This window comes from Methylobacterium sp. FF17 (assembly GCF_025813715.1).
GTDB lineage: Bacteria > Pseudomonadota > Alphaproteobacteria > Rhizobiales > Beijerinckiaceae > Methylobacterium > Methylobacterium flocculans.
The window spans coordinates 1,601,018-1,626,773 of the sequence record NZ_CP107532.1; the positions used below are offsets into that span (position 1 = coordinate 1,601,018).

The window sequence follows — 25,756 nt, forward strand, 5'->3', positions numbered from 1 at the left end:
TCAGGCAGCGAGCGCCCGGTTCACCGTGGACCGCAGGTCGGCCAGGGAGAAGGGTTTCGTCAGCACGTCGGTGACGATGGCATCGAGGCCGCGCGCGCGCTCGCGCTGATCGGCAAAGCCCGTCATCAGCAGGATGGTGAGATCGGGAAAGTCGCGCTTGGCCGCCAGCGCCAGGGCGATGCCGTCCATCAGCGGCATGCGGATGTCGGTCAGCATGAGGTCGAACGCCCCGTCCGCCTCGGTCAGCCGGTCGAGCCCGTCGCTGCCGTCGGTGGCGGTGACCACGGCGTGGCCGTCGATCTCGAGACCCCGCTTCAGGAAGCCCCGGACCGTCTCTTCGTCATCCACGAGGAGGATGCGGGCCATCGCGCGTCTGTGTCTCTCTCGGATCGGGTCGTCAGTCACGCAAGGGCCGGTGCGCCCTGTCAAGGCACCGCCGGTCCCGGCGGCCGCCTCGGCGCTCGTTTTGTGGTGGCGTGTTGCGCGTGCGACGCAACATGCGCCTCAGGTGCCGCCGAACAGGTCGGGCTCGCGGCTGTCGTAATCGACCAGCCCGACGAAGGGCAACTGCCGGTAGGCATGCGCCACGTCCATGCCGTAGCCCACCACGAACACGTCCGGACAGGTGAAGCCGACGAAATCCGCCTCGATGGTCACGGCGCGCTTACCGGGCTTCTCCAGGAGCACGGCGGTGAGGACCCGCTTGGCGCCGCGCGCCATCAGCAGGTCCTTGGCGAACACGATGGTGCGCCCGGATTCCAGGATGTCGTCGATGAGGAGCACGTCGCGCCCGCGCACCTCGCTCTCCACGTCGCGCAGGATCTCGACCTGCCCCGACGAGACCGTGGCGGTGCGGTAGCTCGACAGGTGGACGAACTCCGCCTGCGGCTCTAGCCCGACCCGGTGCAGGGCACGCAGGAGGTCGGCGGCGAACATGAAGCTGCCCTTGAGCACCGCGACGACGAGCAGGTTCTCGGGGTTGGCGGCGGCGATGGCGGAAGCCAACTCCTCGGTGCGCCGGGCGATCGCGGTTTCGTCGAAGAGGACGCGGACGCGTCGGGAAGGATTCGTCATGAGGGGAAGTATATCACGGGCGCCGCGCGCTGGCATCGTCCTTCGCGCCCGCCTCGGCGGTCGCGGCGGCGAAATGCACGCGCACGGAGCGCCCCTGCGCGGGCGGCGCCGACAGGCTGGCGCGGAAGCGCGCGGTCTCGCCCTTCTCCAGGGCGGGACGCGGGGGCGGGATATGCCAGCGGTAGAGCGGCTGGTCGCGCCCGTCGCGCACCTCGACCTCGATGGGCGGGACCTCGGCCCCGGCGGCCGCGACGCCGAGGAGGTCGCCCTCCACCACCAGCTGCCCCTGCGCGCCCTCGCCGGGGACCTGGAAGGCCACGACGTCGCGCAGGCTCAGGCCGCGCAGGTTCACCGGCAGGCCGATGCGGGCGTAGAGGTCGGCGCTCTGGGGCATCATCCGCACCACCGTGCTGCGCGCGAGAATCGCCAGACCGAGCCCGGCCACCAGGGCGAAGGCGACGAGCGCGGTGGGTGAGGCCAGGACGGAGGGCCGCCGCTTCGGCTTGGCGGGCCTTGCCTTCGGCCTCGCCTTCGGGCGCGGCTCCGCTTCCGGCTCCGCCTCGCCGGAGAGGGCCGCCTCCCAGGCGTCGAGATCCGCCTGGGCCGAGGCGCGGCTCTCCGCCGCGCCCGGCCCGGTCTCGGAGGCCGCCAGCATGGCGGCGGTCATCTCGGCCTCCATGGCGGCCGCGACCTCGTCGGGGGAGATGAACCAGGTCTCGCGGCAGGCGGCGCAGCGCACCGAGCGCCCCTCGGCCCCGACGCGATCCAGGTCGATCTGGTATTCGCTGGCGCAGGCGGGGCAGACGATCAGCATGGCGAATCGGCGCCTCGGGTCGCGATCGGCAGTTGCCGGTTCGGGGAAAAAGACTCACACGGTTCTCGGGCAAGGCGGTTAACCGTTCGTGAAGCGGACGTCCCCGACCGGGATGGCCCCTTGGGCAGGCAGTAGGAGGGAGTGTGGCGGACCGGGTGAACACGCAGTCGCTCCTCACCGGGGCCGAGGAGCCGGTGGTCCAGTTCGAGAGCGTCGGCATGCGCTACGGCCTCGGGCCGGAGGTGCTGAGCGACGTCAGCTTCCAGATCGCGCCGCGCTCCTTCCAGTTCCTCACCGGGCCGTCGGGGGCGGGCAAGACCACGCTCCTGCGCCTGATCCTGCTCTCGGTGCGGCCCACGCGCGGCCTCGTCTCGGTCTTCGGCGAGGAGGTGAGCGGCATCTCCAGCGAGGCCCTGACGAACCTGCGCCGGCGCATGGGCGTGGTCTTCCAGGATTTCCGCCTGCTCGACCACCTCACCACCTACGAGAACGTGGCGCTGCCCCTGCGCGTCCAGGGCCGCTCGGAGACGAGCTACCGGGCGGAGGTCGTGGAACTGCTGCGCTGGGTCGGTCTGGGCGAGCGCATGCACGTGCTGCCGCCCCTGCTGTCGGGCGGCGAGAAGCAGCGCGCGGCCATCGCCCGCGCCCTCATCGCGCGGCCCGAACTGCTGCTGGCCGACGAGCCCACCGGCAACGTCGATCCGGGCCTCGGCCGGCGCCTGCTGCGCCTGTTCATCGAGCTCAACCGGCTGGGCACCTCCGTGCTCATCGCCACCCACGATTTCGCCCTGATGGACCTGGTCGATGCCCGACGCTTCATCCTCGGCGACGGCCGCCTGACGGTCGAGGCGTGACGGTGGGCGAGACCCGCGCGCCGTCCGCCCCGCAGGCCGCCGCGACGGCGCAGGCCGGCGACCGGCCGCCGGTGAAGCCGCCGGCGCCCCCCGAATCGCGCGGGGCGCCGCTGCCCTCGACCCTGCGCCGCAACGCGCCCCTGGTGCCGACCGATTCGGCCGCGAGCCGGGCGCTCGCCGCCGTCATCGCGATCCTCACCTTCCTGGCCGCCCTCTGCGCGGGGGCGGCCGAGATCGTGGCCTCCAGCGCCGACCAGTGGCAGGGCACGGTGGCGCAGGAGGTGACGATCCAGGTGCGTCCGAGCCCCGGACGCGACATCGACGCGGACGTGGCCCGCGCCGAGGGGCTGGCCCGCGCCACCCCCGGGATCAGCGCCGTGCGGGTGTTCTCGAAAGCGGAAGCCGAGCGCCTGCTCGAACCCTGGCTCGGCAGCGGCCTCGACCTCTCGGACCTGCCGGTGCCGCGCCTCGTCACCCTGAAGCTCGCCGAGGCGACGCCGGACCTCAAGCCCCTGCGCGGTGCCCTCACCGAAGCCCTGCCGGGCGTCGCGAGCCTGGACGACCACGCCCTCTGGCTGCGCCGCCTCTCCACGGCGGCCAACACCTTCGTGGGCGTCGGCGTCGGCATCGTCCTGCTGGTGCTGGTGGCCACCGGCCTCGCGGTGGTGTTCGCCACGCGGGGCGCGATGGCGGGCAACCGGGAGGTGGTGGAGGTGCTGCATTTCGTGGGCGCCAACGACGACTTCATCGCCCGGGCCTTCCAACGAAGGTTCTTCGGCCTCGGCCTGCGCGGCGGCATCATCGGCTCGGGGGCCGCCATCGCGGCCTTCGCGCTGGCGGGGCTGGTGGCGCGCAACTGGCGCTCGGGGCCGGCGGGGGAGGAGATCGAGGCCCTGTTCGGCGCCTTCCACATCGGTTGGCGCGGCTATGCCGCCGTGCTCCTCATCGGCGTCATCGCCTCGGTGGTCACCGGCATCGTCTCGCGCCTCACCGTGCGGCGCTTCCTCGCCTGACCCGGACAGCGGCGCCCGATCCCGTCAAGCGTCGCGATCCCGTTAACGCTTCGTGAACCTTTCAGGGCCGAGATACTTGCCTCGCGAAGGCCCCAATCGGGGCTATCTTACGGGGGAATGACGAGGCGGATGTCAGCCAGCGGCACCATGAGGCCCTCCGAGGCTTTCGGATGGGCCTGGACCGACGCCGCCTCCCGCGTGGCCGCCGAGCCGCAGGAGCGGCACGCGTCCCACCCGGGTTCGCCCGAGACGGCGTCGCTCGGTCCGACGGCCAGGGCGACGCTCGGCCTCGCCGTGACCGGGGCCGCCGCCCTGTTCTGTGGCTTCCTCGCCTTCGTGGCCTGCCTGGAGCGGGACGAGCGCGTGCCGAGCGGCCGGGCCGACGGGATCGTCGCGCTCACCGGGGGCGCCCAGCGCATCGGCGACGCCATCGACCTCCTGGCCAACGGCTACGGTCGGCGCCTGCTCATCACCGGCGTCAACGAGCGCACCAGCCGCGACGAGATCGCCCGCCTCAACCCGACCCAGCGCCACTGGATCGCCTGCTGCGTCGACCTCGACTACCGGGCGCGCAACACGATCGGCAACGCCATCGAGACCCGGCGCTGGATGCGCCAGCACCGCTTCAGCACGGTCACGGTGGTGACCTCGAACTATCACATGCCGCGCACCCTGGTGGAGCTCGACCACGCGCTGATGGGGGATGACCGCATCGTGCCCCATCCGGTGATCGCCGAGGGGTTCGATCCGGACGGCTGGTGGCACCACCCGGCCTCAGCCCGGCTGCTCGCCTCCGAGTACCTGAAGTTCCTGGTGGCCTGGCTGCGCACCCGCTTCGAGAGCGATCCCGAGCGCTCCCGCGCGGCGATCCTCATCGGGCGCGGCAAGCCGATCAAGATGGTGGCCGAGCCGCTGCTGCTGCGCGGGCAGGAATAGGGCCCCACAAGGAATAGGGCCCCGCGAGGAATCGGACCTCGAGGCCCGTCCGGCGGACCTGATCCGGCCTTGGGCTACAGCCCCTTGCACTGCTTCCGGATCATCCCCGAAAAATCCCGCTCGGAGGTCTGCACCTGCGCGAGGCGCTCGGTGCGCTCGGCGCCCGACAGGCAGCGGCCGTAGACGCTCGCCACCCGACGCATGGTCTCCACGTGGCGGCGCCAGACGCGGCACTGGTCGGCCGCCTCGTTGCCGGCCTGTTCGAGCTGGTCGATGGCCTGGCGCTGCATCGAACTCGCCACCAGGACGTCGCGGGCACAGGCCGTGTCCCCGACGCCGCGGGGTTCGGCGCGGGCGGGGCCGGCGGCGAGCAGGCAGCCGGCCACCAGAAGTGCGAAGCGATGCGAGACGCGCATGATCAGGCGGCCTGCGAAGCCGAGGTGTGGGTGAGGAGCGCGTAGAGGGCGCTGGCGTCGCGGGCGGCGCGGATGCGCTCCAGGATGCCGGGCTCGCGCAGGAGGCGGGCCACCTGGGCGAGCGCCTTGAGGTGGTCGGCCCCGGCGCCCTCGGGGGCGAGGAGCAGGAAGGCGATGTCCACGGGCTGGCCGTCCAGGGCGTCGAAATCCACCGGCTTCTCGAGGCGGGCCACGAGGCCGAACAGCCGGTCGAGGCCCGGCAGCTTGCCGTGGGGGATCGCGACGCCGTCGCCGATGCCCGTGGAGCCGAGGCGCTCGCGCTGCAACAGGGTCTCGAAGACCTCGCGCTCGTCCAAGGCCGGCAGTTGGCGCGCCGCGTAGCCGCTCAGTTCCTGCAGCATCGTCTTCTTGGCGCGGGCGCGCAGCGACGGCACCACGGAATCCGGAGACAGGAATTCCAGCACTGGCATGAAGGACCGTCGCCCCGTCGGCGGCGGCCCATCGGGCCACCGCTCCATGAAAGGTCGGGTCACCCGCGCGACCCGTGGAAATCAATCGACCGGGTTCAGGTTCTGTTCCCGACCGGTACTAGGGGGCCGCCTCCGCCGGATCGACCCAGCCGATTGCCCCATCCGTGCGGCGGTATACGACGTTGATGCGTCCGGTGCCAGCGTGAACGAACACGAGGACCGGGGCGCCGGTGAGGTCGAGGGCGGTCACTGCCTCGCTGACCGAGTGGCGCTTGAGGGTCTTGGTGCTCTCGGCCACGACCGGCGGATGGGAGGCCTCCCCGTCGACGGGCTCGTCGTCGAGATCGAAATCGCCGGCCTCCGCCTCGCTCGGCGCCGCGAACACCGCGTAGGCCGCCTGGACCGTCGCGCCCTCGTGTCCGGCCGCGCCGTGGTCCTTCAGCTTGTGCTTGTAGCGGCGCAGGCGCTTCTCCAGGCGATCGGCGGTCTGCTCGAAGCTCGCATGGGCGTCGTGGGCGGCGCCGGAGGCCTCCAGGGTCAGGCCGGAGACGAGGTGGAGCACGCAATCGGTGCGGTAGGCCGTCCCGTCCCGCCGCAGGGTGACATGGCCGGAGCAGGTTCCGCTCATGTGGCTGTCGAGGTACTTCGCGAGGGTGGCCGCCATTCGCTCCTCGACGCGTCCCCGCAGGGCTTCGCCCAGGTCCAGGCCGTGGCCCGTCACGCGCAATGACCCCATGATCCCTCCGATTTTCGTTGTGGTCGGCCCGTGAGTTAAGGAGCCTCATCGGGAGAAGTCAACGCGCGGGCCGGGCCCGCCCTGACACCCGGACCGAATCCCCGCAGGCCGGGATCGGATCGCTCGGTCCCCGCCGTCACCACCGTCGAGGGCCCGATCGGGATGCGCGAAGGAATGCGCTCCGGTGCGGCGCCGAAGTCCTCCGTCGTCACACCGACCGGCGCCGGGCGACCGTGAAGGCGGGGTCAGGTCAAGGAGACGGGCGTGCGACGGCCGCCGGCGTCCTCACCGTCCGGCATAGGCGAAGCGCTCGCGCCGCCGTTCGATCGAGGACGGGATGCGCAGGGATTCCCGGTACTTCGCGACGGTGCGGCGGGCGATGTCGATGCCCTCGTCGCGCAGGCGCTGCACCAGGGCGTCGTCGGAGAGCACGTCGCTGGGGGCTTCGCCATCCACGAGCTGCTTGATGCGGTGGCGCACCGCCTCGGAGGAATGCGCGGCGGTGCCGGCGGCCCCCGGGATCGCGGCGGTGAAGAAGTACTTCATCTCCAGCGTGCCCCGGCTGGTCCCGATCGACTTGTTGGAGGTCACCCGCGAGACGGTGGATTCGTGCATGCCGATGGCTTCCGCCACCGTTTTCAGGTTGAGGGGGCGCAGGTGCGCGACCCCGTGCAGGAAGAACGCGTCCTGCTGGCGCACGATCTCGGAGGCCACTTTCAGGATGGTGCGGGCGCGCTGCTCGAGGCTGCGGGTGAGCCAGTTCGCCGTCTGCAGGCATTCCGACAGGAAGGCCTTGTCGCCCTCGGCCGCCGCGCCCCGCGAGACGCGGGCATAGTAGCTCTGGTTCACCAGCACCCGCGGCAGGGCCTCGGCGTTGAGTTCCACCAGCCAGGAGCCGTCGGGGGCGGCGCGCACGAACACGTCGGGGATCAGCACCTCGACGGCGCGGGCCCCGAAGGCGCGGCCGGGCTTCGGGTCGAGCCGGCGCAGTTCGGCCAGCATCTCGATCAGGTCCTCGTCGTCGACCCCGCAGAGGCGACGCAGGGCCGCGAGGTCACGCTTGGCCACGAGGTCGAGGCGCGAGACGAGGGCCTGCATGGCGGGGTCGAAGCGGTCGCGGTCGCGCAGCTGGAGGGCGAGGCACTCGGCGAGATCCCGGGCGGCGATGCCGGCGGGCTCGAAACCCTGCACGAGCTTCAGCACGCGGGCGACCCGGTCCAGGGAGGCGCCGAGGCGCTCGGCCACCGCGTCGATGGACTCGCGCAGGTAGCCGGCATCGTCCACGGCATCGATGAGGAAGCTGCCGATCAGGCGGTCCATGGGATCGCGGGTGGCGAGATCGAGCTGGGCGCCGAGGTGCTCGCGCAGGGAGACCTCGGAGGTCAGGGTCGCCTCGAAGTCCGGGGCCTCGCCGTCGAAGCTGCCGCCCGTGTTGCCGTAGGGCGCCGGCGTCAGGGAGAGCATGTCGCCGCAGGCCGCCTCCCGGGCATGGGTGGGGTTCTCGTCGGCGAAGACGTTGTCGAGGCGGGTATCGAGGGCGCTCTCCATGTCGGCGCCGCTGGCGGTGAGGGTGGTGGCGATCCAGGGCTCGTCGCCGCCGTCGTAATCACCGCCCTCGCCGTCCCCCTCGCGGTCGACGGCGGATTCGGAGGGCACCTCGGCGAGCGGGCGCTCGCCCTCGGCCTCGCCCTCGACCCGCTCCAGCAGGGGGTTGCGCTCCAGCTCGGCGTCGACGTAGGCGGCGAGATCGAGCTGGGAGAGCTGCAGGAGCTTGATCGCCTGGAGGAGCTGAGGCGTCATCACCAGGGCTTGCCCCTGGCGCATTTCCAGCCGTTGCAGCAGACTCATGGTGTCGCCCCGATGCCGAGTCCCGCCTCGGCCCGGCAGCGCACGTCGCCGTGGGCCGGACTTCGGCACAAATCTTGCTTCTCTTTTGCTGTTCCCAGGTCTAGCGCCATCCGGAGCGCGCGTCAAAGCGTGTGGACGGTCGCTTGCACAAAAATCAGGCACGTCACGCGCCTGTCGCCGTCGCGGACGACCTCCCGCGTGAGAGAGTCTCCCACGTGGCGTCCTAACAAAAGCCTGTGCGATCAGGGAATTCGGTGCGCGGCCACCACCACAGGCTGTGCGCGGCGGCGTTCCGGTGCAACCGAAATTTTTCTGCGGATCGGGGTCCGGGGGCCGGCTACAGCCGGAAATCCTCGCCGAGATAGAGGCGCCGCGCCTCCGGATCGGCCACGATCTCCTCCGGCGTCCCCTCGGTGAGGATGCGTCCCGAATGGGCGATGTAGGCGCGGTCGATCAGCCCGAGGGTCTCGCGCACGTTGTGATCGGTGATGAGCACCCCGATCCCGCGCTGCTTGAGGTGCTTCACGAGATCCTGGATGTCCCCCACCGCGATGGGGTCGATGCCCGCGAAGGGCTCGTCGAGGAGCATGAAGCTCGGCGAGGAGGCCAGCGCCCGGGCGATCTCGCAGCGCCGCCGCTCGCCGCCCGACAGGGCGATGGACGGCGACTTGCGCAGGCGGGCGATGTCGAATTCCTCGAGCAGGGATTCGAGCTTGTGCGCCCGCGCCTTGCGGTCGGGCTCGGCCACCTCGAGCACCGCCCGGATGTTGTCCTCCACCGTGAGGCCCCGGAAGATCGAGGCCTCCTGGGGCAGGTAGCCGATGCCGAGGCGGGCGCGCTGGTACATCGGCAGCCGGGTGATCGGCAGGCCGTCGAGGGTGATGGTCCCGCGATCCGCCGTGACGAGGCCGGTGATCATGTAGAAGATCGTGGTCTTGCCGGCGCCGTTGGGACCGAGCAGGCCCACCGCCTCGCCGTTGCGCACGGTGAGGCCAGCCTCATGCACGACGGTCCGGGCGCCGTAGCTCTTGCGCAGGCCGCGCACGCAGAGGATGCCGGGGCCGCCCCCCGCCTCCGCGACGGCGGCCGCCTCGGCCTCGCGCCGTCGGCGGGCACCCCCGAACAGGCGCCCCAGGAGGGAGGGCGCCCGCGCGGGACCGGCACTGTCGGAGGAGCGCTCCGCCAGGGCGGGCGCCAGGGGCGCGGCGCTCAATTCGCCTGGGCCCGGCTCTTGGCTTCCGCAGGCTTGTCGGAGGCCGGCCGCACGGCGGCGGGCGGCGGCGCGCAGCCCTTGCCCTTGGCCCCGTCCTCCTTCTGCGGCACGAACAGGGCCGAGACGCGCCCGCCCGCCACCGGGTCCATGTTCGCCCGGCCGCTGTTCATGTCGTAGACGAGGCGCGACCCGCGCGTCACGTTCTGGCACTGGCTCAGCACCACGTTGCCGGTGACCACGATGCGCTTGGCCTCCTGGTCGAACACGGCGTTGTCGCCGGTGGCGACCTGGTCCTTCTGCACCACGGTGACGGGGCCGGCGCATTCGACGCGCTGGATGCCGTTCTCGCTCAGGCCGGCGGCGCGCTCGGCCTGGCTGGCGGATTCGGCGCCGCCCTCCCCGGGCTCCTTCTTCTCCTTGCCGCGCTTGTAGCGCACGGTCATGCTGGAACAGCGGATGGTGCTGTCGCCCTGCACGGCCACGACGTTGCCGGCGAAGATCGCCTTGTTCTCGCGGTCGAACACATCGAGCCGGTCGGCGTCGATCTTGATCGGCTCCTTGCCGCCGCCGCCGAGATTGCCGAGGGCCGAGGCCGCCTTCTCCTTGCGCGGCGCGGCGGTCTGGGCCTCGGCCACGGGATTCAGGGCGGTCAGCGCGAGGGCGGCGAGGCCCCAGCGCGCACGCGTCGCGAAACGGCTCACCGACGGCGCTCCCCGTCATCCGGTTCGGCGGAGGTGGTGCGGATGCGGGCCGGCCTGTCGGCGAGGGCCGCGGCCGGCTGCGCCTCTCCCCCGATCTCCGACTTGTCCTGCTGGTGCAGGACCGTGTGGACGTTGCCGACGAAGGAGATGACGTGGCCGCTGTCGACCACCTCGAGGGTGTCGGCCACGATGGTGCCGCTCGGGACCGTGACGGTGACGGTTTCGCTCGACCGGACGCTGCCGGCCTTGAAATCGACCGCCGCCGATTTCAGGCGGATCTCCTCGTCCTTGTCGGTCCAGAGTCGGATATCGCGCTCCAGGGTCAGGGATTCGCGGCTCGAATCGAACACGCCGGCCGCGGCTTCGAGGTGGATGAGGCCGCCCTTGTCGTCGGTGTTCAGGTGGCCCTTCATGGCCTGCAATTCGATCACGCTCGGCTTGCGCACGTCCTGGAAGGCGGCGTTGGCGGTGACCTCGTAGCCCCGGTCGCCCTTGCGGAAGCCGGACAGGCGCGGATTCTCCATCTTCACCTTGCTGCCCGACAGGCTCACGGGCCCCATCGACACGTCCGGAATACTGGCCGCGAACGGGTTGAACAGGGTGACGGCGAGGAGCGCCAGCACCGCCGAGCCGGCGGCGACGGGAATCACGCGGCGCAGGGTGCGGACATGGGCGCTGTGGCTGCGCGCCCGCGCATGCGCCCGGGCCCGGGTCGCGTCGACGCGGCCTTCGCTCATCTGCCCCGTCCCGACGGCCGCGCCCACGTGCATGACATTCCCAACACCGCGTCCCGTCCGCGGCAGGCACGCCACGGCAGGGTCGACCGCCGGATGCCCGGGGGCAATGGCGAAGTTATGACGGCAAGCCCGGGACCGCAGCAAGCGTTGGGTTCCATCGCCGGCCTCGATGATCCCTCCGGCGCGGGCGCGATGTGCGCCGGCACACGACCGCATCCGCGACGCGACGTCCTCAGGAATGCGAAAAGATGTCGGTCTCGGGCCAGCCCGCGAGGTCGAGGCGGGCCCGGGTCGGCAGGAAGTCGAAGCAGGCCTGCGCGATCTCGGTGCGGCCCTCCCGCGCCAGCATGGCGTCGAGGCGATCGCGCGCCGCGTGCAGGTAGAGGACGTCGGAGGCCGCGTAATCGACCTGGGCCTGACTCAGGGAGGTGGCCCCCCAGTCGGAGGATTGCTGCTGCTTGGACAGGTCGACGCCCACGAGCTCGCGCACCACGTCCTTGAGGCCGTGGCGGTCGGTGTAGGTGCGGGCCAGCTTCGAGGCGACCTTGGTGCAGTAGACCGGCGCGGGCATGACCCCGAGGCCGTGGAACAGCACCGCGAGATCGAAGCGCGCGAAGTGGAAGATCTTCAGGGTGGCGGGATCGGCCAGCACCCGCATCAGCGTCTTGGGCGCGGGCCCGCCGGGCACGATCTGCACCACGTCGGCGCTACCGTCGCCGCGCGAGATCTGCACCACGCAGAGCCGGTCCCGGTGCGGGTTCAGCCCCAGGGTCTCGGTGTCGATGGCGAGGGCGGGGCCGGCGACGTAATCGGCCGGCAGGTCGCCGCGATGCAGGCGGATGGCGGGATGGGGTGGCATGGACGGGGTTCTGCGCTGTGGTCCCCGGCGCCTAGCACCCGTCCCGCGCCGCCACAAGAGAAGCGATGCCGCCCGCCGGCGCGCGGCATACGCTGCGACACGGGAGGCGCTGCCGCGCGCCGGGGCGCGGCATACGTTGCGACAAGGGAAGCGCTGCCGCGCGCTGGGGCGCGGCAGCCGGGGGCTATTTCTGCTTGGCGATCACCTTGTCCTTGATGCCGTCATAGGCATTCTGCGGGATGATCTTCTTCGCGATCAGCTCGTCCTTGCCCCGGTAGGGACGGCCCTTGATGATGGCGGCGGCCCGGGCCGCGCCGATGCCCGGCAGCGCGTCGAGTTCGGCGGCGGTGGCACTGTTGATGTCGATCAGGGCGCCCTTGTGCGCGGCGGGCGCTTCGACGGTGGGCGCCGTCACGGTGGGGGCCTTGGGCGGCGTCGGGCTGCTCGGGGCCGGCGTCGCGGGGGTGGGCGCGGGAACCGGCTTGGTGGTGGGCGTCGCGGGGCTCGGGGCCTGGGCCAGGGCGGGGACGGCCGCGAGGCAGGTCAGCACGGCCATCGTGCGCATCAGGGAAGACATCATGGGAAACTCCCGGGGTCGATGACAGGGCGGTGGCACCGCGCCAGCCGTCGAAACCTGGAGCACAACGCTTGAACCGCTGCTTAACATCGCGTTGTGCTGTCGATCATCCGGCCGAGGACCTCAGGGGCGGGCCGCAGCGCGGCGAATGCCCCGGCGACCCCGCCCCCCTTGGACCCCTCCGGGAAGCCGGCGGCATTTTTCGGCGGCCCCTAGCCAGGGCAGCGTCGCGGGGCTATAAGGCCGGCCTCGAATCTCCGTTTGAACACGGTGCCGAGGCGATCCCTCCGAGAGGGGGGAGCCGCCCAGGCGCCCTTTTTGCCATCGACAGGATCCTCCCATGGCCGTTCCGAAGCGAAAGACCTCCCCCTCGCGTCGCGGCATGCGCCGCTCCGCCGACGCCCTCAAGGCCCCGACCTACGTCACCGACAAGGATTCGGGCGAGCTCCGCCGTCCCCACCACATCGATCTGAAGACCGGCATGTACCGCGGTCGCCAGGTCCTGAAGGTGAAGTCGGCCGAGGCCTGAGCCTCACGGGGTGCGGCACGCCCGCCCCTGCGACGACCCGTCGATGCAATCGAGCCGAGGCCCGCACCCGCGAGCCCGGCTTTTTTCTTGCGCGGATGCCCTCGTGCCTCACCGAGGCCGGCCGAATCAGGCGCGGCGGCCCGCTTCGGCGTAGCGTGCGGCGGCCGAGCGCGTGCGCTCGTGGCGCGACGGCCGGAGCGCCGGCTCGGCACTGACGATCAGCTGCGCGAGGAAGCCCGCCAGGGGACGCCGCGGCACGGCGCGCAGGCCGTCGGAGCGGGTCTCGGCGCCGCCGGCGATCACGACGAGAGCCCGGGTAGGGTCCTGCCGCGCAGGACCCGCGAGATTCGCAGGATCCGTCTCATCCGTCCGGTCCGCCTCGGGGCGCCCCATCGCATCCATCCCGGCGCCCGTGATGGCGCATGGGGACAGAATTGGCTCGCGTTAACGGAACGTCAACCTTTCGTCCGGAGTGCCCACCGGAGAGATCGCGGCGAGCGGCTTATTTCTTCGCGAGATCTTCCAGCCGCGACTGCATCTCCGCCATCTGCCGCTTGAGGTCGTCGAGGTCGCTGCCGGCCTGCGGCGCCGGGGACGGGACCGGAAGGCCCGCGCCGGACTTTCCGGCGGAGGAGGGATGGGTTCCCATGGCGGAGAGCGGGCCGGTGCCGAAGGTGGTGAACATCTTCATGGCGTCGCCGAAGAAGCTCATGTTGGCGCGGACCTGCTCTTCCATCGCGCTCTGGAAGGCGGTGGGCGCGAAGCTCTGGGTCATCTTCTCGCGCAGGCCCTCCTGGTCGCGGGCGAAGTTCGCCATCGAGAATTCCAGGAAACTCGGGACCATGGTGCGCATGCTGTCGCCGTAGAAGCGAATCAACTGGCGCAGGAAGGCCACCGGGAGCAAGTTGTCGTCGCCGGCCTTGTTCTCCTGCTCGAAGATGATCTGCGTCAGCACCGAGCGGGTGATGTCGTCGCCCGAGCGTGCATCGTAGACGAGGAAATCCTCGCCGTTCTGCACCATCGTCGCCAAGTCCTCGAGGGTGACGTAGGTCGACGTCCCGGTGTGATAGAGGCGCCGGTTGGCGTATTTCTTGATGACGGTGTGATTGGACTTACCGTTATCCGCCATCTCTGGAGGCCTCTCCCGACACGTTTCCACGCACGCGCAATCTCTTCCCAGACATCCGAGACCATTGCCCGATCTCGCGGCGCACAAGTTCATCTTAAGGCGTTCGCGTGCCGACGAAAACAGCAATTTATCGCCCATCCCGTAGAATACCACGCACGGACGTGGCCGCTGTCACGGGAGGAGCCTCGAACAACCGCAGGATGCCTTGACTTCGCAGGGGTGACGGCTTTCATCCGGAGGAACGGCACAAAGGCGCCCACGCTCGTCGATCCGATGAGCGTCAACGGAGCGCCATGCCGCCTTGAGGAGAACGTCACCATGGCAGCAGAAGACATCGTCATCGTTGGTGCGGCGCGCACCGCCGTGGGCTCGTTCGGCGGAGCGTTCAACACCGTCCCCGCGCACGAACTCGGTGCCGTGGCGATCAAGGCCGCCCTCGAGCGGGCCGGCGTGTCCGCCGACGACGTGGACGAGGTGATCTTCGGCCAGGTGCTCACCGCCGGCGCCGGCCAGAACCCCGCCCGCCAGGCCGCGATCAAGGCCGGCATCCCGGAGAAGGCCACGGCCTGGGGCGTCAACCAGGTCTGCGGCTCGGGCCTGCGCACGGTCGCCCTCGGCATGCAGCAGATCGCCAACGGCGACGCCACCGTCATCGTGGCCGGCGGCCAGGAATCCATGTCGCTGAGCCCGCACGCGCAGTACCTGCGCGGCGGCCAGAAGATGGGCGACGTGCAGCTCGTCGACACCATGATCAAGGACGGCCTCTGGGACGCCTTCAACGGCTACCACATGGGCACCACCGCCGAGAACGTGGCCCAGGCCTTCCAGCTCACCCGCGAGGAGCAGGACGCGTTCGCCACGAAGTCCCAGAACAAGGCCGAGGCCGCCCGCAAGGAAGGCCGCTTCAAGGACGAGATCGTCCCCGTCACCGTGTCGAGCCGCAAGGGCGACACCATCGTCGACACCGACGAGTACATCCGCGACGGCGCCACCGTGGAGGCGATGGCCAAGCTCAGGCCCGCCTTCTCGAAGGACGGCACCGTGACGGCCGCCAACGCCTCGGGCCTCAATGACGGCGCCGCCGCCCTCGTGCTGATGTCGGCCTCGGAAGCCGAGCGCCGGGGCATCAAGCCGCTCGCCCGGATCGTGTCCTGGGCCACCGCCGGCGTCGACCCGAAGGTGATGGGCACCGGCCCGATCCCGGCCTCGCGCAAGGCCCTCGACAAGGCCGGCTGGAAGCCCTCCGACCTCGACCTGATCGAGGCCAACGAGGCCTTCGCCGCCCAGGCGCTGGCGGTGAACAAGGACATGGGCTGGGACACCGATAAGGTGAACGTCAATGGCGGCGCCATCGCCATCGGCCACCCCATCGGGGCCTCCGGCGCCCGCGTCCTCGTCACCCTGCTGCACGAGCTGAAGCGCCGCGACGCCAAGAAGGGTCTGGCCACCCTCTGCATCGGCGGCGGCATGGGCGTCGCCCTCTGCGTCGAGCGCGTCTGAGCCAGACTTGAGCGGCGCTCCATGAATTGTTGAGGGCGCCGCAAATTTAAATCGGTCGCGCGGAGGCGGGGACGCCCCTAAAGCCGCGCGACCCACAACAATCACAAGAAACCAGACTTTCGGAGGAAATCATGGCTCAGGAACGCGTCGCACTCGTCACCGGCGGCACCCGCGGCATCGGCGCCGCCATCTCGCAGGGCCTCAAGGCCAAGGGCTACAAGGTCGCGGCCAATTACGGCGGCAACGACGAGGCCGCCAGCGCCTTCAAGGCCGAGACCGGCATCCCGGTCTTCAAGTTCGATGTGGGCGACTACGCCGCCTGCGAGGCCGGCATCAAGGCCGTGGAGGCCGAGGTCGGTCCCGTCGACGTGCTGGTCAACAACGCCGGCATCACCCGCGACGGCCTGTTCCACAAGATGAGCTTCGAGAAGTGGCAGGCGGTCATCAAGACCAACCTCGACTCGGCCTTCACGGTCACGCGCCCCGTCATCGAGGGCATGCGCAACCGGGGCTTCGGCCGCATCATCCTGATCTCGTCGATCAACGGCCAGAAGGGCCAGATCGGCCAGACCAACTACTCGGCCGCCAAGGCCGGCGTGATCGGCTTCGCCAAGGCGCTCGCCCAGGAGAGCGCCTCGAAGGGCATCACCGTCAACGTGATCGCGCCGGGCTACATCGCCACCGACATGGTCATGGCGGTGCCGGAGGACGTGCGCAACAAGATCATCTCCACGATCCCGGTCGGCCGCCTCGGCGAGGCCGAGGAGATCGCCCGCGCGGTGGAGTACCTCGCGGCCGAGGATTCGGGCTTCATCACCGGCTCGACCCTGACGATCAACGGCGCCCAGTACATCGCCTGATCCGATGCCCGCGCGGCCCCGTCCGGGGGCCGCGCGGACCGATGCGCCGCTCTCCGGTCCGGTCGACCGGCGCCCGACCCAGTCGATCCCCGTCCGTCAGTCGATCCCCATCCGTCATTCGATCGCCATGCAATTGGCGTAGAACGTCGTGGTCGCGGGCCAGTCCGAGAACACGCCCGCCACGCCGACATCCCGGTACAGCACGTCGAGGAGGGTGAGCACGTCGCCGTCCCGATCGATCAGCGGCCGGATCGACTTGTAGTAATATCCGCCCCCAGTCTTCAGCGGCCCCGAGCGCTCCAGCGACCAGGCCACGAGGTCGAGGCCGGCGGCCCGCGCCGCGCGCGCATAGGCCGAGGGCTCGATCGTCCCGTTCGCCCCGACCCGGACCAGCATCCAGAGTGGCGGCGCCAGGGTGCGCAGGCCGAGCGCCGACAACTCCGCCATGCCCGGCGTCCAGCTCCCGGGCTTCTCCGGGTCGAAGCCCGGGTCGGTCTCGTCGCGGTTGTCGAGCCAGAGCGCCTGCCGGCCGAACTCCGGCTCCGCCTTCAGCCAGTACAGGATGTCCCGGAGCTGGAAGCTCTGCGGCCGCACCTCGGAGGCCGGGATCCCCGCCTGCTTGTAGGCGTCGATCATCGCCTGGGCGTACTGGTCCTGGGTGTAGCCCGCGAAGGGCATGGCCACCTCGGGCGCCTTGAGTTCGGGCGTGAACCGGCGGCCCAGGGACTTCACCAGGGCGATATACGCGTCATGCGTCATCAGGGTGCCGGTGGTGGCGTAGAGGTCCGTGCGCCAGCGCGGCGTCGCGTTCATGTAGGCGGCCCGCGTGGTGGCGTCCGGGTCGCCGGCATCCATCTTGCCGTTCAGGGTCTCGAACTCGGCGCGCGTCAGGTCGCTGGTGCAGCAGCGCGCGCTGGCCTTGCGCCCCGTGGCGGGGTCGGCCGGCTGGAAATCCTGGGTGCATTTGGCCGCAAGGTCGGGCCGGGCCAGGATGTCGGTGGTGGTGTGGAGGTCGCACTGGGCGTGCCGGCAGACGAGCTGCCGGTCCCGCGTGAAGGCGACGTCGCACTCGATCACCCCGGCCCCCATGCGGGCGGCTGCGAGCACGCCCTCCCGCGTGTGCTCGGGAAACTGCAGGGGCGCGCCCCGGTGCGCGATCGAGAACCGGCGCGCCGTGTAGGCCCGGTCGGTGCCGCAGGCCTGGAGCCGGTCCTTCAGGGGGCCGGGCTTCAGGCTGTCCACGAGGTAGAACGGGCGCGGCCCGATCTGCGCGGCCTCGCCGGCCCGAAGGGGCGCCGCGCACAGCCCGGTCAGGAGGGCGGCCGCCACGATGATCGCACGCATGGGCCTGATCCTCCCGACCGTCTCGCATTCCCGGTCGAGGGTTAGCGCCGCCGCATGACCGGCCCGTGAAGGCCAAGGGCTCCGTTGCAACCGGAGGCCCGCGCATGGGACATAGGCGGGCCTTCCCCTCTCTCCCCCCTCCCCCCGCTCCGGTCCCCCATGTCCCGCGCGACCCTGCTCGGCTTCGGCGCGATCCTGCTGTGGTCGCTGCTGGCGCTGCTCACTGCCCTCTCCGGCGCGGTGCCGCCGTTCCAGCTCGCCGCGATGACCTTCGCCATCGGGGGGCTGGTCGGCTGCGCCAGCTGGATCGCGCGGCCGGCGGGATTGCGGGCCCTGCGCCAGCCCTGGCCGGTCTGGCTCCTCGGGGTCGGCGGCCTGTTCGGCTATCACGCCCTCTACTTCGCGGCGCTCCGCCTCGCACCGCCGGCCGAGGCCGGCCTCATCAACTATCTCTGGCCGCTGCTCATCGTGCTCCTGTCGGCGCAGCTTCCGGGGGCCGCCGGCCTGCGCGCCGGGCATCTCGGCGGCGCGGCCCTCGGCCTGGCGGGGGTGGCCGCCCTGTTTGCCGGGCGCAGCGGGCTCGACCTGCAGCCCGGGGCGCTGCCCGGCTACCTCGCGGCCCTGGCCGCCGCCTTCGTCTGGTCGGGCTATTCCGTCCTCTCGGCCCGGGTCGGCGCGGTGCCGACCGATGCGGTGGCGGGCTTCTGCCTCGTCACCGCCGCCCTGAGCCTCGCCTGCCACCGCGCCTTCGAGGCGACCCTGTGGCCGGAGGGCGCCGTGCAATGGGGCGCGATCCTCGCCCTCGGCCTCGGCCCGGTGGGCGCCGCCTTCTACCTCTGGGACATCGGCGTGAAGCGGGGCGACCTGCGGCTCCTCGGGGTCGCCGCCTATGCCGCCCCCGTCCTCTCGACCCTGACCCTGGTGGCGACGGGCCATGCCCGCCCCAGCCCGGCCCTCGGCCTCGCCTGCGTGCTCATCGTCCTCGGCGCCGGAGTGGCGGTCCGCGCCTCGCGCGCCGGGACGCCCTCGCGGCCGAAACCCGGGGCTTGATGCTGGGGCCGGACATCCGTGAGGGGTGGATTTTTGCCGCTCCGCTTCCGGGAAGAGGCCAGTAGATCAGACGTCGTCGACCATAGATTTGGCAATTCGGGCGTCCCAGCCAGCCATCGCGATATCGGCGACCGCGTCCAACTCTTCCCGGCTCGCGCCATCACGGGCCAGGATCGACATGCCGTTCTGAACGGTCTGCACGAAGCGGGAAAGAGCGCGAACGTTGGTGGAGGCCGGGAGCTCGCCCGCACCCATAGCCCTCTCCAGGCACGCCTGCAGGCTCTCAAGCGTACCGGCGCGTGCCGAGCGCACGAGATCCCCGAGTTCGGCGTGGCCCTCATTACCGACCGAGGACAGCGTCACCATGCAGCCGCGCGGAATGTCGGTGACCGACCCCGTCAAGGCCGTGGCGGAGTCCTTCAGAAAAGCCTCGACAGCCTCGCGGGCCGTCCTCGCCGTCCGGAACCGACCCCATACGAGCGCCTCGTAGGTGTGGACGTAGTGGCTTAGCGCCTCGGCATAGAGCGCTTCCTTCGAACCAAAGGCGGCGTAGAGGCTCGGCGATCCGATCCCCATCGCCTCCGTGAGTTCGGTGATGGACGTTGCTTCGTAGCCCTTGCACCAGAACAGACGCGTCGCCTGGGTCAACGCCGCCTCACGGTCGAACGCACGAGGGCGTCCGCGACCTCGTACCTGTTGTGCTCCGGGGGTCGCTGGTTTCTGATCCGGTTTTTGCATCGTTCGTTATATAAAACGCTTGACCCCAATCGCCAACATGCCTAGCCATTTATGTGTCGAACGATACAGAAAGGTTCAGCGATGCAGGAACTGGTTGGGAAGCGCGCCCTCGTCACGGGTGCCTCGCGCGGGATAGGCGCTGCCATTGCGGTCGCGCTCGCCGAGAAGGGCGCAGACGTGGCGATCACCTACGAGCGTTCGGCAGACCGTGCCGCGGAAGTCGTCAAATCGATCGAAAGCAAGGGCCGCAGGGCGGCTGCCATTCAAGCGGATTTTGCAGATCCTTCGGCGGTCAAACGGGCGGTGGCGGAAGCTGTCCAGGCGCTGGGAGGCTTGGACATTCTCGTCAACAATGCTGGGATCGCTCTCTACTCGACGTTCGCGGATGTCAGCGTCGAGACGATCGATGCCCTGTTCGACGTCAACGTGCGGGGGCCCCTACTCGCGGCGCAGGCCGCCATTCCTCATCTCCCCGCAGGTGGGCGCATCGTGACGATCGGCTCCGCGGGTGCCGAACGCATCGTCGGCGACACGGGTGCGATCTACTTCATGACGAAATCCGCCCTGCACTCCTTCACGCGCGGCCTCGCGCGCGAACTTGGATCGCGCGACATCACGGTCAATCTGGTCCAACCCGGATCCACCGATACAGACATGAACCCGGCAAACGGCGAGTTCTCCGACTTTCAGCGTAGCCTCAGTCCGCTCGGCCGGTATGGAACGCCAGAGGACGTCGCCGCCGCCGTCACCTTCCTGGCGAGTCCTTCAGCCCGACATGTCACCGGGGCCATCCTGAATGTGGACGGTGGACAGACGACGTAAGAGCGGGATTTCGGCGTAATCCTGAGGTGGAGTGCCGTCGGTGTCGATCGCTCCACCTCATCGACCACCAACCTGCCAACAACGGCCGCTTTCGGAATGTCCCGGCAATTCTCTGTACGGCTCGTATGAGTCGAAACCAGCCGGCACCCGGCGTCGGATCGCGGCCGCTAGACCCGCGGCGTCGGGCGCCAGTCCGGCGGGGCCATCTCGAAGCCGGCGAAGTCGAAGGCGGGTGAGACCGTGCAGCCCACCAGGGTCCAGGCGCCCAGGCTGGTGGCGGTCTGCCAATGGCCGGCCGGGACGACGATCTGCGGCTGCTGTCCCCGCATCAGGTCGGGGCCGAGATAGGCCGCGCTCGCGTCGTGGCCGTTTGGACTGACGGTGAGAACCAGGGGCGCGCCCGCGTGCCAGTGCCAGATCTCGGCGGCATCCACCCGGTGCCATTCGGAGACCTCGCCGAGGTCGAGCAGGTAGTAGATCGCGCTGCCCACCGAGCGCCCGTCCACGGTCCGGGGATCGCGAAACGTCTCGCGGTAATGGCCGCCCTCCGGGTGCGGCGCCAGCCCCAGGCGCGCGATCACCTCGGCGGCACTCGGGCCCTGTCCCTGGAATCCGGCCCCCGCGAATCCGGCACTCATCGGCAAACTCCCTTGCACCGCGTCACTCGATGGCCCCCTGCGGCAGGTTGAGGCCCGGCGGTGTCCTGACGCTGGAATCCCGGGTGCCCGGGGCGGCCCCGGCGCGGGCCTTGGTCCGCTCCTTGGCCCGCTCCTTGGACTTCGCCTTGTCCTTGGCGGCGACCGGCGGGGCTTTCACGGCCGGCGCCTCGCCGCATTCCCGGAACCCGAGCTGGGCCAGGCTCTGGCCCGTCTCGGAAACGATGTTGAGGGTGTCCGGCAGGGCGGTCGGCGTGCCGTCCCAGCGGATCGGCGCGCCGAGCATCGCCTCGAGGCCGCCCGGGCTGCCGCCCCGGCGCAGGGCGTACAGGTCCGGCCCGTAGGCGGTGGCAGCCTTGCCGGCGATGACGACCTGGAGCACCCGCGTCGTCTCCGGGGTGAGCGGGCGCAGCGGGTTCTCGACGACGATGAGGCCCGTGCGCGTGACCCAGAGCGTGAAATCCTTCGGCCCCTCGTAGAGCGCGGCCCGGGCCTCGCACTGCACCGTCAGGCCCGGCAGGTTGGCGGCCGGCATCGGCGCGGGGGCCGGGGCGGGGGGGACGGCCGCCGGAGCGGGGGCCGGGGGCACGGGCGCCGCCTCCGCCGCGGGCGCCGGCTTCGGCTTCGGCTTGCGCGGCGGCGGGGGGCGCTTCTTGGGCGGGGCGGCGGCGGGCGCCTCGGCCGGGGGCGGTTCCGGGGCCGGCTCGGAGGTCTGGCCGAAGCCAGACGCGGTCGGGAGCAGCAGGGCAGCCGGAATCAGGATGGACCACAGGCGCGTGCGCAGGCGCACCATCAGCGCGTCTCCTCGTCGGGGTTCCGGCCGTCGGGGGCGTGCCCACGGGGCAGGCGCCGGGGCTCCGGGATGGTTGCGGGCTGGATCTCGAGGATCGGCGCCGACCGGTCGATGGGGCTGGCCTGCGGCGGCTGCACGCTGCGGATCAGGGCCTCCTCGTCGTCGGCCTCGTCGATGAGATCCGTCTCGCGCGACATGCGCAGCTCGGGCCGCTGCCCCCGCGCCAGCACCGAGGCGACGAGGAGGCCGCAGAACAGGAGAGCCCCCACGGCGCTCAGGATCAGAATGGTTTCCATGCCGCGCCCAGCGTTAGCCCAGGACGGGCCGCGTTGCATCCTCCCCGGCGGAGGGACCGCACCGGCGGATAACCCGGAACGGTCCTTGCGTCTTCGTCGGCGGATGTCAGAAGCAGGTGTGCCGGACCGGCGCGACGACGGCGGTGGGACACGCGCGGCGCTGACGCCCAAACGTCGTCCCCGTCGGGTATCACACGGCCATCCGCCTTCCGCCCACGAACTTCAAGGTCGATCCATGCGCCTGCATGACCTCACGCCAGCCGATGCCTCTTCGGATGCGGATCGCCGGCCCGGCGGGGCGGCGGGGCTGGAACAGGACCTCCTGCGCCTCATCGAGGAATCCCGCGAGCAGGCGGCGGAGGACCCGTTCCGCAACCCCGTCCTCGCGGTGACGCTGGCGATCACCCGGCGCTTCGACCGGGGGGAGATCGGCGAGGACGACCTCGATGCCCTGTTCCCCCGCCTGCGCGCGCAGTCCCTGGCCACCCGCGCCGAGCGCCTGCGCGCCTATGTGGGGCTCGACCGGGACGCGAAGGCGGCGCCCGACACCCGGATGGCGGCCCGCCTCGTCGCCGCGGTTCCGGAGCGCCAGGGCGATTTCGAGACGTTTCGCGATCTCGTGGGCCGCACGGGCTTCGCGGTGGTGTTCACGGCGCATCCGACCTTCGGCATGCCGCGCGCCGTCGCCGCCCTGATCGCCGAGGCCGCGAGCACGGCGGAGGGCGCCGCCCGCGAGCCGCTGATCGCGCGGGCCGCCGGCCTCTCCACCCGGCCCGACCCGAAGATCAGCCTCGACGACGAGTTCGACCAGGCCTGCGTCGCAGCCAATCACGGCCGCACGGCGCTCGATGCCTTCAATGCCGCCCTGCTCGATGCCGCCCGCGCGCGCTGGCCCGACCGCTGGACCGAACTGGTGCCCAAGCCCTTCGCCATCGCGAGCTGGGTCGGCTGCGACACCGACGGGCGCACCGATATCGGCTGGTGGGACACCCTGCGCTACCGCCTCGAATCGAAGCGGATGCAGCTCGACCGGGTGATGCGCGAGTTGCCCCAGGTGCCCGCCACGCAGGTGGTGCGCGACCTGACGGGCAACGCGCTCGCCGCGGTGAACCGCCAGCTCGCGGTGGCGCCCCGCCTCGGCACCAAGCCGTCCCTGGAGGCGGTGCACCGCTTCGCCCTGGCCCTCATCATCGAGCGCGAGCGCGCGCAGACCGATTCCAGCGCGATCCTGGCCGGGCTCGCCGGCGCCCTCGGGGGGCTCGAGACGGACGCGGACCGGCGCGGGGTGGCGCTGCTGCGCTCGGGCATCGCCACCCACGGCCTCTCGAACGCCCTGCCGCATTTCCGGCTCAACGCCAGCCAGATCCACAACGCGGTGCGCCGCGTGACCGACCTCGAGGGGGAGCCCACCGACGCCGCGCAGCGCCGCTCGCACCTCGCCACCATCCACGCCCTCCTCAACGACGTGCAGGCGGTGGACGTGGATTTCGGAGCGCTCGCCGCCGAGCGCGCCTCGGCCGCCCGGCTGATGATGACGATCACCCAGATCCTCAAGCACGTGGACGGCACGCATCCCGTGCGCTTTCTCATCGCCGAGACCGAGACCGGCTACACCCTGCTCGCCGCCCTCTGGCTGGCGCGGCATTACGGGATCAGCGACAAGGTCGAGATCACGCCCCTGTTCGAGACCGCGAGCGCCCTCGAACAGGGCGTACGCGTCCTCGACGATGCCCTGCGCAACCCGCACTGGCGCGCCTACCTCAAGCGCATCGGCCGCCTGACGGTGCAGTTCGGCTACTCGGATTCCGGGCGCTATGTCGGCCAGCTCGCCGCGAGCTTCTGGATCGAGCGCCTGCGCCTGCGCATCACCGAACTCATGGTGCAGAACGACCTGACCGGGGTCGAACTCGCGATCTTCGACACCCACGGCGAATCCATCGGCCGGGGCGCGCACCCGACCTCCCTGCGCGACCGCCTCGCCTACCTCGCTCCCGAGGATGCACGCCGCCGCAACCGGGCGGCGGGCCTTCGGGTCCGGCTCGAATCGAGCTTCCAGGGCTCGGACGGCTACCTGATGTTCGGCACCCTGCCGCTGGCGCAGGCGACGGTGGAGCGCATCGCCGAGCACGTCTTCGCCCTCGACGTCGCCGACGACGATTCATTTGCCGACTACGTCCTGTCCGATCCGGCGAGCGGGGCCGACGAGGCCGACGACCCGATCTACGCCGAGCCCGATTTCGCCGCCGAGTTCTTCACGGTGGTGCGCCAGGACATGGAATCCCTGGTGGACGACCCGGGCTACGCCGCCCTGCTCGGCACCTTCGGCCCGAGCCTCCTCGACCGCACCGGCTCGCGCCCCGTGGCCCGCCAGACCGATGGCGGCGGCCCCAGCATGATCACCCATCCGCGCCAGATGCGGGCGATCCCCAACAACGCGATCCTGCAGCAGCTCGGCTTCCTCGCGAACTCGCTGCACGGCGTGGGCCGCGCCGCCGGGCGGGCGCCGGACCTGTTCCGGGACATGCGCCGGGATTCCGTGCGCTTCTCCCGCTCCTTCCGCCTCGCCCAGCACGCCGCCGCCGTCAGCGACCTCGACGTGCTGCGGGCCTATATCGACACCCTCGACCCGGCGGTGTGGCTGGAGCGGGCCCGGCGCACGCAGCGCGACGGCCGGCGCGACGAACTCGTGGTCATCGCCAACGCCCTCGACCGCCTGCGGCTCGCACCCGATCTCCGCCACCTGTTCGGCCGCCTCACCTGCGACTGGCTGAGCCTGCAGGCGGCCGCCCCAGACCTCGGGCGGATGTCGGTGCGCCTGACCCTGCTGCACGCGATCCGCCTCGCCCTGATCCACCGGATCTGGTTCCTGGCCGTGCACATCCCGGGCTTCCGCCCGCAATCGGGGGTGAGCCGCGAGGCCCTGATCGAGCGCTTCCTGCGCCTCGACATCGACGGCTGCCTCACGCTGCTGGAGGACATCTTCCCCATCACGCCGGACCCGACGCTCGGCCTGAACTTCGGCGAGCCCGCAGGCCCGCGCGACGTCGGCACCTACGAGGCCGAGCACCGGACGCTGTTCGAGCCGATCCGGCGCAGCTTCCAGCGCGTGCGCGAGATCTCGGGCATGATCCAGCACGAGGTCGGGGCGTTCGGGTAGGGCTCGGGGCTTCGCGGCACGGTTTTCAGGGCTCGCGGCGCGGTTTTAAGGCTCGCGGCGCGGTTTCAGGGCTCGCGGCGCGTGACCGCCGCCTCGGGCCGCGCGGCCAGTTCGGCGAACAGGGCCGCGAGCAGCGCGAGTGGGATGGACCGGACGGTGTGGCTCCGCCCCGTCACGTCGTTCCACATGAGCCAAGCGCTGGGAGGGGCGCCCAACTGGGCGGTGATGCGATATCCGGCCGCCGGCAGCACGCTCCCGATGAGCCGCACGGCGTCATCGATCGATTCGGTGTAGCGCCGGCAATGGATGAAGCTCGTCGACACGTAGAACCGCTTCGGTCCGACCGGGCGGTGCGCCCGGTCATAATCCTGGACGTCGTCCCAGCAGGGCACGCCGATCGTGCGGTCCTTGATCCGGGCGCAGAACAGGGCGCGCAAGATCGCCAGGTCAGCGCCTTCCCCGGACCAGCCGCTCTGCCCGAACAGGTCGCGCAGCTGGGCCGCCTTGACGGGATCGATCACGCGCGGGTCGGGCGGCGGCTCCGCATGGTGCGGCCCGGCCCGCCCGGTCGACGGCCACCACGTCTCGTGTGCATCGACGGCCAACGGGGTCCTCCTCGCAAGCGGTTGGCGTT

Annotated in this window: 29 protein-coding genes; 9 read left to right on the forward strand and 20 right to left on the reverse strand. The window is 71.0% G+C overall.

Annotated elements, in window-relative coordinates:
• The 3 genes from OF380_RS07370 to OF380_RS07380 form a co-directional block, all read right to left on the reverse strand.
• Entirely contained in the window at window positions 1-366 is a 366-nt protein-coding gene (locus OF380_RS07370; RefSeq protein ID WP_244010206.1) for a response regulator, read from the reverse strand.
• Window positions 367-504: 138 nt separating this feature from the next.
• Window positions 505-1,074 (reverse strand): hypoxanthine phosphoribosyltransferase, encoded by a 570-nt coding sequence (hpt, locus tag OF380_RS07375; protein WP_264050127.1) that lies wholly within the window; start codon window positions 1,072-1,074, stop codon window positions 505-507.
• A 13-nt stretch (window positions 1,075-1,087) separates the two neighbouring features.
• On the reverse strand, window positions 1,088-1,888 hold the full coding sequence (locus OF380_RS07380; RefSeq protein ID WP_264050128.1) for a zinc-ribbon domain-containing protein: 801 nt from the start codon (window positions 1,886-1,888) through the stop codon (window positions 1,088-1,090).
• Between the two features lie 155 nt (window positions 1,889-2,043).
• Between OF380_RS07380 and ftsE the strand changes: the two genes are divergently transcribed.
• The 3 genes from ftsE (at window position 2,044) to OF380_RS07395 (ending at window position 4,691) form a co-directional block, all read left to right on the forward strand.
• A complete protein-coding gene (ftsE, locus tag OF380_RS07385; RefSeq protein WP_264051225.1) occupies window positions 2,044-2,742 on the forward strand; it encodes a cell division ATP-binding protein FtsE in 699 nt (232 codons plus the stop codon).
• A 2-nt stretch (window positions 2,743-2,744) separates the two neighbouring features.
• A complete protein-coding gene (locus OF380_RS07390; RefSeq protein WP_404810549.1) occupies window positions 2,745-3,755 on the forward strand; it encodes a cell division protein FtsX in 1,011 nt (336 codons plus the stop codon).
• Window positions 3,756-3,884: 129 nt separating this feature from the next.
• Window positions 3,885-4,691 carry a YdcF family protein gene (locus OF380_RS07395; protein WP_264050129.1) on the forward strand — a complete coding sequence of 269 codons (807 nt, stop codon included), beginning with the start codon at window positions 3,885-3,887 and terminating at the stop codon, window positions 4,689-4,691.
• Window positions 4,692-4,765: 74 nt separating this feature from the next.
• Here the strand turns inward: OF380_RS07395 and OF380_RS07400 are convergent, their stop codons facing one another.
• The 9 genes from OF380_RS07400 to OF380_RS07440 all read right to left on the reverse strand — a co-directional run bounded on the left by OF380_RS07400 (window position 4,766) and on the right by OF380_RS07440 (window position 12,251).
• Window positions 4,766-5,107: a hypothetical protein gene (locus OF380_RS07400; RefSeq protein ID WP_264050130.1), complete on the reverse strand. Its 342-nt coding sequence runs from the start codon at window positions 5,105-5,107 to the stop codon at window positions 4,766-4,768.
• Window positions 5,108-5,109: 2 nt separating this feature from the next.
• Window positions 5,110-5,577 carry a PTS IIA-like nitrogen regulatory protein PtsN gene (ptsN, locus tag OF380_RS07405; RefSeq protein ID WP_264050131.1) on the reverse strand — a complete coding sequence of 156 codons (468 nt, stop codon included), beginning with the start codon at window positions 5,575-5,577 and terminating at the stop codon, window positions 5,110-5,112.
• Window positions 5,578-5,695: 118 nt separating this feature from the next.
• The gene (hpf, locus tag OF380_RS07410) at window positions 5,696-6,313 is read right to left on the reverse strand and encodes a ribosome hibernation-promoting factor, HPF/YfiA family (protein WP_264050132.1); all 618 of its coding nucleotides are present in this window, start codon (window positions 6,311-6,313) and stop codon (window positions 5,696-5,698) included.
• A gap of 285 nt (window positions 6,314-6,598) precedes the next feature.
• Window positions 6,599-8,161 (reverse strand): RNA polymerase factor sigma-54, encoded by a 1,563-nt coding sequence (gene rpoN, locus OF380_RS07415; RefSeq protein WP_264050133.1) that lies wholly within the window; start codon window positions 8,159-8,161, stop codon window positions 6,599-6,601.
• A 337-nt stretch (window positions 8,162-8,498) separates the two neighbouring features.
• On the reverse strand, window positions 8,499-9,374 hold the full coding sequence (lptB, locus tag OF380_RS07420) for an LPS export ABC transporter ATP-binding protein (RefSeq protein ID WP_404810550.1): 876 nt from the start codon (window positions 9,372-9,374) through the stop codon (window positions 8,499-8,501).
• Window positions 9,371-10,075, reverse strand: coding sequence for an LptA/OstA family protein (locus OF380_RS07425; RefSeq protein WP_404810551.1), 705 nt, complete (start codon window positions 10,073-10,075; stop codon window positions 9,371-9,373). Before OF380_RS07425 ends, lptB begins: the two co-directional genes overlap by 4 nt.
• Entirely contained in the window at window positions 10,072-10,812 is a 741-nt protein-coding gene (locus tag OF380_RS07430; protein WP_318784527.1) for a lipopolysaccharide-assembly, LptC-related protein, read from the reverse strand. The genes OF380_RS07425 and OF380_RS07430 overlap by 4 nt, the downstream gene beginning before the upstream one ends.
• A gap of 232 nt (window positions 10,813-11,044) precedes the next feature.
• Complete coding sequence (locus tag OF380_RS07435) at window positions 11,045-11,671, reverse strand: ribonuclease D (RefSeq protein ID WP_264050135.1); 627 nt, start codon at window positions 11,669-11,671, stop codon at window positions 11,045-11,047.
• A 184-nt stretch (window positions 11,672-11,855) separates the two neighbouring features.
• Complete coding sequence (locus OF380_RS07440; RefSeq protein ID WP_264050136.1) at window positions 11,856-12,251, reverse strand: helix-hairpin-helix domain-containing protein; 396 nt, start codon at window positions 12,249-12,251, stop codon at window positions 11,856-11,858.
• Window positions 12,252-12,588: 337 nt separating this feature from the next.
• Here OF380_RS07440 and rpmF point away from each other — a divergent pair, with 337 nt between their 5' ends.
• Window positions 12,589-12,777 carry a 50S ribosomal protein L32 gene (gene rpmF / locus OF380_RS07445; protein WP_056187853.1) on the forward strand — a complete coding sequence of 63 codons (189 nt, stop codon included), beginning with the start codon at window positions 12,589-12,591 and terminating at the stop codon, window positions 12,775-12,777.
• Between the two features lie 126 nt (window positions 12,778-12,903).
• Here rpmF and OF380_RS07450 read toward each other — a convergent pair whose 3' ends face one another.
• On the reverse strand, window positions 12,904-13,170 hold the full coding sequence (locus tag OF380_RS07450) for a hypothetical protein (RefSeq protein WP_264050137.1): 267 nt from the start codon (window positions 13,168-13,170) through the stop codon (window positions 12,904-12,906).
• Between the two features lie 109 nt (window positions 13,171-13,279).
• Entirely contained in the window at window positions 13,280-13,906 is a 627-nt protein-coding gene (gene phaR / locus OF380_RS07455) for a polyhydroxyalkanoate synthesis repressor PhaR (RefSeq protein ID WP_264050138.1), read from the reverse strand.
• A gap of 318 nt (window positions 13,907-14,224) precedes the next feature.
• On the opposite strand from phaR, the gene OF380_RS07460 reads away from it, so the two are divergent.
• Together OF380_RS07460 and phbB are read left to right on the forward strand one after the other, a co-directional pair.
• Window positions 14,225-15,406, forward strand: a complete 1,182-nt coding sequence (locus tag OF380_RS07460) for an acetyl-CoA C-acetyltransferase (protein WP_264050139.1) — start codon at window positions 14,225-14,227, stop codon at window positions 15,404-15,406.
• Between the two features lie 131 nt (window positions 15,407-15,537).
• Window positions 15,538-16,266, forward strand: coding sequence for an acetoacetyl-CoA reductase (gene phbB / locus OF380_RS07465; protein WP_264050140.1), 729 nt, complete (start codon window positions 15,538-15,540; stop codon window positions 16,264-16,266).
• A 114-nt stretch (window positions 16,267-16,380) separates the two neighbouring features.
• Here the strand turns inward: phbB and OF380_RS07470 are convergent, their stop codons facing one another.
• On the reverse strand, window positions 16,381-17,610 hold the full coding sequence (locus OF380_RS07470; protein ID WP_264050141.1) for a glycerophosphodiester phosphodiesterase family protein: 1,230 nt from the start codon (window positions 17,608-17,610) through the stop codon (window positions 16,381-16,383).
• 159 nt (window positions 17,611-17,769) lie between these two features.
• On the opposite strand from OF380_RS07470, the gene yddG reads away from it, so the two are divergent.
• Complete coding sequence (gene yddG / locus OF380_RS07475) at window positions 17,770-18,660, forward strand: aromatic amino acid exporter YddG (RefSeq protein ID WP_264050142.1); 891 nt, start codon at window positions 17,770-17,772, stop codon at window positions 18,658-18,660.
• A 66-nt stretch (window positions 18,661-18,726) separates the two neighbouring features.
• On the opposite strand, the gene OF380_RS07480 is transcribed toward yddG, so the two are convergent.
• Entirely contained in the window at window positions 18,727-19,398 is a 672-nt protein-coding gene (locus tag OF380_RS07480) for a TetR/AcrR family transcriptional regulator (RefSeq protein ID WP_264050143.1), read from the reverse strand.
• Window positions 19,399-19,479: 81 nt separating this feature from the next.
• Between OF380_RS07480 and OF380_RS07485 the strand changes: the two genes are divergently transcribed.
• Complete coding sequence (locus OF380_RS07485) at window positions 19,480-20,220, forward strand: SDR family NAD(P)-dependent oxidoreductase (RefSeq protein ID WP_264050144.1); 741 nt, start codon at window positions 19,480-19,482, stop codon at window positions 20,218-20,220.
• A gap of 167 nt (window positions 20,221-20,387) precedes the next feature.
• On the opposite strand, the gene OF380_RS07490 is transcribed toward OF380_RS07485, so the two are convergent.
• The 3 genes from OF380_RS07490 to OF380_RS07500 are packed head-to-tail and all read right to left on the reverse strand — an operon-like array spanning window position 20,388 to window position 21,965.
• Window positions 20,388-20,858, reverse strand: a complete 471-nt coding sequence (locus OF380_RS07490) for a cupin domain-containing protein (RefSeq protein WP_264050145.1) — start codon at window positions 20,856-20,858, stop codon at window positions 20,388-20,390.
• Between the two features lie 22 nt (window positions 20,859-20,880).
• Window positions 20,881-21,669 carry a hypothetical protein gene (locus tag OF380_RS07495; protein WP_264050146.1) on the reverse strand — a complete coding sequence of 263 codons (789 nt, stop codon included), beginning with the start codon at window positions 21,667-21,669 and terminating at the stop codon, window positions 20,881-20,883.
• Window positions 21,669-21,965 (reverse strand): hypothetical protein, encoded by a 297-nt coding sequence (locus tag OF380_RS07500; protein ID WP_264050147.1) that lies wholly within the window; start codon window positions 21,963-21,965, stop codon window positions 21,669-21,671. Before OF380_RS07500 ends, OF380_RS07495 begins: the two co-directional genes overlap by 1 nt.
• Before the next feature lie 235 nt (window positions 21,966-22,200).
• Between OF380_RS07500 and OF380_RS07505 the strand changes: the two genes are divergently transcribed.
• Window positions 22,201-25,122 carry a phosphoenolpyruvate carboxylase gene (locus tag OF380_RS07505; RefSeq protein WP_264050148.1) on the forward strand — a complete coding sequence of 974 codons (2,922 nt, stop codon included), beginning with the start codon at window positions 22,201-22,203 and terminating at the stop codon, window positions 25,120-25,122.
• Between the two features lie 65 nt (window positions 25,123-25,187).
• Here OF380_RS07505 and OF380_RS07510 read toward each other — a convergent pair whose 3' ends face one another.
• Window positions 25,188-25,727 (reverse strand): nucleoside/nucleotide kinase family protein, encoded by a 540-nt coding sequence (locus OF380_RS07510; protein WP_264050149.1) that lies wholly within the window; start codon window positions 25,725-25,727, stop codon window positions 25,188-25,190.
• Window positions 25,728-25,756 lie beyond the last annotated feature (29 nt).

What these genes read in the sequence shown, in the direction of transcription:
- OF380_RS07380 (WP_264050128.1), bottom strand. Translation starts at nt 1,888, where the DNA reads ATGCTGATCGTCTGCCCCGCCTGCGCCAGCGAATACCAGATCGACCTG.
- OF380_RS07490 (WP_264050145.1), bottom strand. Translation starts at nt 20,858, where the DNA reads ATGAGTGCCGGATTCGCGGGGGCCGGATTCCAGGGACAGGGCCCGAGT.
- OF380_RS07460 (WP_264050139.1), top strand. Translation starts at nt 14,225, where the DNA reads ATGGCAGCAGAAGACATCGTCATCGTTGGTGCGGCGCGCACCGCCGTG.
- phbB (WP_264050140.1), top strand. Translation starts at nt 15,538, where the DNA reads ATGGCTCAGGAACGCGTCGCACTCGTCACCGGCGGCACCCGCGGCATC.
- OF380_RS07440 (WP_264050136.1), bottom strand. Translation starts at nt 12,251, where the DNA reads ATGATGTCTTCCCTGATGCGCACGATGGCCGTGCTGACCTGCCTCGCG.
- OF380_RS07435 (WP_264050135.1), bottom strand. Translation starts at nt 11,671, where the DNA reads ATGCCACCCCATCCCGCCATCCGCCTGCATCGCGGCGACCTGCCGGCC.
- OF380_RS07395 (WP_264050129.1), top strand. Translation starts at nt 3,885, where the DNA reads ATGTCAGCCAGCGGCACCATGAGGCCCTCCGAGGCTTTCGGATGGGCC.
- ptsN (WP_264050131.1), bottom strand. Translation starts at nt 5,577, where the DNA reads ATGCCAGTGCTGGAATTCCTGTCTCCGGATTCCGTGGTGCCGTCGCTG.
- rpmF (WP_056187853.1), top strand. Translation starts at nt 12,589, where the DNA reads ATGGCCGTTCCGAAGCGAAAGACCTCCCCCTCGCGTCGCGGCATGCGC.
- hpf (WP_264050132.1), bottom strand. Translation starts at nt 6,313, where the DNA reads ATGGGGTCATTGCGCGTGACGGGCCACGGCCTGGACCTGGGCGAAGCC.
- OF380_RS07470 (WP_264050141.1), bottom strand. Translation starts at nt 17,610, where the DNA reads ATGCGTGCGATCATCGTGGCGGCCGCCCTCCTGACCGGGCTGTGCGCG.
- OF380_RS07495 (WP_264050146.1), bottom strand. Translation starts at nt 21,669, where the DNA reads ATGGTGCGCCTGCGCACGCGCCTGTGGTCCATCCTGATTCCGGCTGCC.
- OF380_RS07430 (WP_318784527.1), bottom strand. Translation starts at nt 10,812, where the DNA reads ATGAGCGAAGGCCGCGTCGACGCGACCCGGGCCCGGGCGCATGCGCGG.
- hpt (WP_264050127.1), bottom strand. Translation starts at nt 1,074, where the DNA reads ATGACGAATCCTTCCCGACGCGTCCGCGTCCTCTTCGACGAAACCGCG.
- OF380_RS07450 (WP_264050137.1), bottom strand. Translation starts at nt 13,170, where the DNA reads ATGGGGCGCCCCGAGGCGGACCGGACGGATGAGACGGATCCTGCGAAT.
- rpoN (WP_264050133.1), bottom strand. Translation starts at nt 8,161, where the DNA reads ATGAGTCTGCTGCAACGGCTGGAAATGCGCCAGGGGCAAGCCCTGGTG.
- phaR (WP_264050138.1), bottom strand. Translation starts at nt 13,906, where the DNA reads ATGGCGGATAACGGTAAGTCCAATCACACCGTCATCAAGAAATACGCC.
- OF380_RS07400 (WP_264050130.1), bottom strand. Translation starts at nt 5,107, where the DNA reads ATGCGCGTCTCGCATCGCTTCGCACTTCTGGTGGCCGGCTGCCTGCTC.
- OF380_RS07500 (WP_264050147.1), bottom strand. Translation starts at nt 21,965, where the DNA reads ATGGAAACCATTCTGATCCTGAGCGCCGTGGGGGCTCTCCTGTTCTGC.
- OF380_RS07505 (WP_264050148.1), top strand. Translation starts at nt 22,201, where the DNA reads ATGCGCCTGCATGACCTCACGCCAGCCGATGCCTCTTCGGATGCGGAT.
- OF380_RS07485 (WP_264050144.1), top strand. Translation starts at nt 19,480, where the DNA reads ATGCAGGAACTGGTTGGGAAGCGCGCCCTCGTCACGGGTGCCTCGCGC.
- OF380_RS07370 (WP_244010206.1), bottom strand. Translation starts at nt 366, where the DNA reads ATGGCCCGCATCCTCCTCGTGGATGACGAAGAGACGGTCCGGGGCTTC.
- yddG (WP_264050142.1), top strand. Translation starts at nt 17,770, where the DNA reads ATGTCCCGCGCGACCCTGCTCGGCTTCGGCGCGATCCTGCTGTGGTCG.
- OF380_RS07480 (WP_264050143.1), bottom strand. Translation starts at nt 19,398, where the DNA reads ATGCAAAAACCGGATCAGAAACCAGCGACCCCCGGAGCACAACAGGTA.